The organism is Desulfonatronospira sp. MSAO_Bac3 (genome assembly GCF_003838035.1).
Lineage (GTDB): Bacteria > Desulfobacterota > Desulfovibrionia > Desulfovibrionales > Desulfonatronovibrionaceae > Desulfonatronospira > Desulfonatronospira thiodismutans.
Window position 1 is genome coordinate 1 of record NZ_QYZY01000365.1, and the last position, 3,666, is coordinate 3,666.

Here is a 3,666-nt window from a genome sequence, read left to right on the forward strand (position 1 = left end):
CCTGGGCTTACACCTTCAATACTGTCCGCCATATATTTCTGAAGCACGGCAATCCCGGCCAGGTTTGCCGGGAAACCTCCCCACAGATCCCAGGACCGGAAATATGGATAAAAAATCAACCGACCGTCACGAATGCGCATATCAATGTGGCGCAGGCATGGAGGATCGTTTAGAAGGTGATCTTCCGGCCGGCCCACCTGCAGTATTGCCTGGTTGGTGGCCCAGGTCTGGTTGAATTTTCCAATCCAGTACAGTACCTGCTGGTATATACGCTCCCCGTAGGTATAATCCTCTCCGGGTTCCTTGTGGGGGGACATGAGATAAGGCATGTACTGTTCCACGTAACCATTCTCCACTGGATTTGGAATCCCCAGATGAGGCGGCACCTGGGGCAGCATCCGGTCCCACGGCTCCATGTATGGATTTTCAATGAGCACGCTGACATAGTCGAACTCCTGCCTTTCTTCGCCCACCATGGATCCGTGCTGGATGGTATATTTGCAGCCATGATCAATAATGGCATAAAGAGCCTGAAACCAGGCGTCCGGAATGTCTGTGGCGGTAATACTGATGTGTTGAACCATAAATAAGCAGCCCCGGGAATAATTTTTTATCAGTTAGTTACAGCCCGGGACCATGTCATGTTATGGCCCAAAAATCAAATGCTCCTGAGTGGCAGACAGGACAACCCATTGGAAACTTTACCTGGAAAAGCTGTGAACAAACCTGATATTTCCGTGATAATTCCTGTATACCGGGAAGAACAGATCATCAATGACTTTGTCCGGCGGCTGACAGAAATCTTCCCCGCTGAGAGGCACGAAATTATAATTATTGACGGCGATCCCGGCCGGACAACGCTGTCTGCCCTGCATGTCCCTGGAGTATCCGGGTCTGCCTCGGGCAGTGGACGGGGGCAGCAGATGAATGCCGGGGCAGCAAAGGCCCGGGGCAAAATCCTGCTTTTTCTTCACGCTGACACCACCCTGCCGGAGAGCGCTCCAGAACTTATCCAGACTGCGCTCAGGGACCAGGACCTGGCCGGCGGAGCATTTTCCCTGGGTATTGACTCTTCCAGATGGTCCTTAAAGCTCGTTGAAGCTGCAGCCAACCTGCGTTCAGCAGCAACCCGCGTTCCATACGGAGATCAGGCTATATTCATCACAAAAGAAAAATTTTCTGAAAGCGGCGGGTTCAGAGATATACCCATCATGGAGGACTTAGAACTGATGACCAGGCTGAAAAAAATGGGGGAAAAAATCATAATCCTGCCGGACAAAGCCATGACCTCGGCCAGGAGATGGAAATGTGAAGGAGTTGCCCGGGGTACCCTCAGGAACTGGCTGATACGCATACTCTACCACCTGGGAGTTTCACCGCAGAAATTATGCAGGATGTACAGGTAGTTTTCTACTTCCGATAAAAAACCACCTGATTTTCAAAAAGTCAAAGCTTGACGTCTTCTTCCTTGTAATACATTCTTATAACCACAGTGTTGCATCATTCAACTGACAGAATTATAATCCACCCTTAAAGAAGAGGACCGATATGCACATTTTTGCAGATGGAATCAGTAAAGTCACCCTTTCCAGCGGCAACCTGCGCATAAAGCTTACCCAGCAGGGAACGGACAACGAGCAGATCCAGGCCGGCACCCTGATCATTCCCGCCTCCCAGGCCAGCAGTTTCTTAAACGGCCTGGCCGGCAGCCTCAGGGAACTGGACGAAAAGTTAAAAGCCCAGAAACAGGAACAGGAGCAGCAGTAAAGGCTTATGTCCACCACCTATCCCAAGGCCCAGAGGCTGTCCATAGGCTACGACCCCAGGGAGGACAGGCTGATCCTCACCGGACACCTGCAAACCGGAGAAGACCGCGAAGCCATGATTACGCGCAGGCTGCTTTCCAGGCTCCTGGACAAAATGAGCAGCGAACTTTCTTCAACGCATCCCGCAGCCGAGAGATCCCCTGATCCTGACGAAGTCCTTCAGATGGAGCACATCGCGGCCGTCACCCAGGGCAGATCAGAGCAATCCAGCAGCGAGGCTTCTCAGGAAAAGGCTGCAGTCAAGAAATACCTGGCAGTGGAAGCCCAGGTGGAAACCCAGGATGAACACCTGATACTCGGCTTGATTGCAGAGGATAAAACTCCCATCACCGGCATAAAGCTTTCCAGGGCCAAAGCTCACCAGGTTCTAAGGATGCTCATGGAACAGGCCGGAAAGGCAGAATGGGAACTGGAACAAAAGGCTGCCTGGATGCAGCCTATGAAGTACGGCAAGGGAGCAGGTTAATTTAGAGGTCAGGTATAAATTTCAGCCCTTTATCAAACACCTGGAGGCCAGAGGCATGCGCCGGCCGGGCCCGAAAGCCACGTCGGTTATCTTGATCCCGGGTGGTGCCTGGTAACGCTTGAATTCAGACCTGTTCACCATATCCAGGACCTTTTGCACCACATCCGCCTCGAATCCCCGGGTACAGATCTCTTGCATTGAAGCCCCCTTTTCAACATAAAGGCGAAGAATTTCATCCAGTATGTCGTATTCAGGCAGACTGTCCCGGTCTTTCTGGCCCGGGCGCAGTTCTGCGGAGGGCGGCTTATTGATTATGGCTTCAGGAATAACGGGCCCACCCTTAGTGCTCAGCCACCTGGCAATGTCATAAACCAGGGTCTTGGGCACATCAGCCAGAACAGCAAGACTGCCGGCCATATCACCATAGATGGTGCAATAGCCCACAGCCAGTTCAGACTTGTTGCCGGTATTTAAAAGCATGTCCCCCAGTTTGTTGGACATGGCCATAAGCAGGTTGCCCCTGATCCTGGACTGGATGTTCTCTTCTGTTACATCAGGCTGCATCCCGGCAAACACATCTTTAAGGGCCTGGTCAAACCCCTGCATCAGGGAAGAGATGGGCAGTGTAACAGTCTTTATACCCAGGCTTTCAGCCAGTTTCATGGAGTCGTCTACACTGCCCGGACTGGAATGCGGTGAAGGCATGAGCACTCCCGTGACATTCTCCGGTCCCAGGGCAGATGCTGCCACAGCCGCGGTCAATGCCGAGTCCATGCCTCCTGAAAGACCCAGGAGCACCCTGCTGAACCCGCTTTTGCGCACGTAATCCCGTGTGCCCAGCACCAGTGCCCGCCAGGCCTCTGCCGGAACGTCAAGGTCATGCTCATGGCTGTCGCTTTTTGCGGGGTTACTGGTATCAAAAACAAATACGTCCCTTTCAAATTCCCTGCCTCTGCCCATGATGCTACCATCCGGGCCGAACACCATGCTTCTTCCCGGAAAAACCAGGTCATCAAATCCCCCCACCTGGTTGCAGAATATGAAAAAAACCCTGTGCTTGACCGCCAGGGAACCCATCATGGCCTGCCTGATCCCGTGCTTGCCAAGACCGAAAGGAGAGGCGGACATGTTTATGATAATATCAGCCCCCTGCCGGGCCAGTTCCTGCATGGGATCCACCCCGCCCCTGGGCCTTTCCCAGAAATCATCATCATTCCAGGCGTCTTCGCAGATGCTTACCCCCACTACTTTCCCCTTGTACTCAAAAACACCCGGAGCCTCGGCAGCGCAAAAATAGCGCTTTTCATCAAAGACGTCGTATTCAGGCAGAAGCACCTTGCTGAAGACCTTGATCACCCGGCCTTTATCCAACAG

General features: G+C 52.8%; 5 protein-coding genes. 3 read left to right on the forward strand and 2 right to left on the reverse strand.

Annotated features, from left to right (window positions below; genetic code table 11):
• Positions 1–584, reverse strand: a 584-nt coding sequence (locus D5S03_RS12785) for a thymidylate synthase family protein (RefSeq protein ID WP_287044305.1), incomplete at its 3' end; no start/stop codon positions are given.
• A 132-nt stretch (positions 585–716) separates the two neighbouring features.
• On the opposite strand from D5S03_RS12785, the gene D5S03_RS12790 reads away from it, so the two are divergent.
• The 3 genes from D5S03_RS12790 to D5S03_RS12800 all read left to right on the forward strand — a co-directional run bounded on the left by D5S03_RS12790 (position 717) and on the right by D5S03_RS12800 (position 2,292).
• Complete coding sequence (locus D5S03_RS12790) at positions 717–1,406, forward strand: TIGR04283 family arsenosugar biosynthesis glycosyltransferase (RefSeq protein ID WP_287044306.1); 690 nt, start codon at positions 717–719, stop codon at positions 1,404–1,406.
• A gap of 142 nt (positions 1,407–1,548) precedes the next feature.
• A complete protein-coding gene (locus D5S03_RS12795; RefSeq protein WP_008871157.1) occupies positions 1,549–1,767 on the forward strand; it encodes a hypothetical protein in 219 nt (72 codons plus the stop codon).
• Between the two features lie 6 nt (positions 1,768–1,773).
• On the forward strand, positions 1,774–2,292 hold the full coding sequence (locus tag D5S03_RS12800; protein ID WP_008871158.1) for a hypothetical protein: 519 nt from the start codon (positions 1,774–1,776) through the stop codon (positions 2,290–2,292).
• A gap of 21 nt (positions 2,293–2,313) precedes the next feature.
• Here D5S03_RS12800 and D5S03_RS12805 read toward each other — a convergent pair.
• Positions 2,314–3,666 (reverse strand): NAD+ synthase (locus tag D5S03_RS12805; RefSeq protein WP_287044308.1); only part of this gene is annotated, 1,353 nt, incomplete at its 5' end.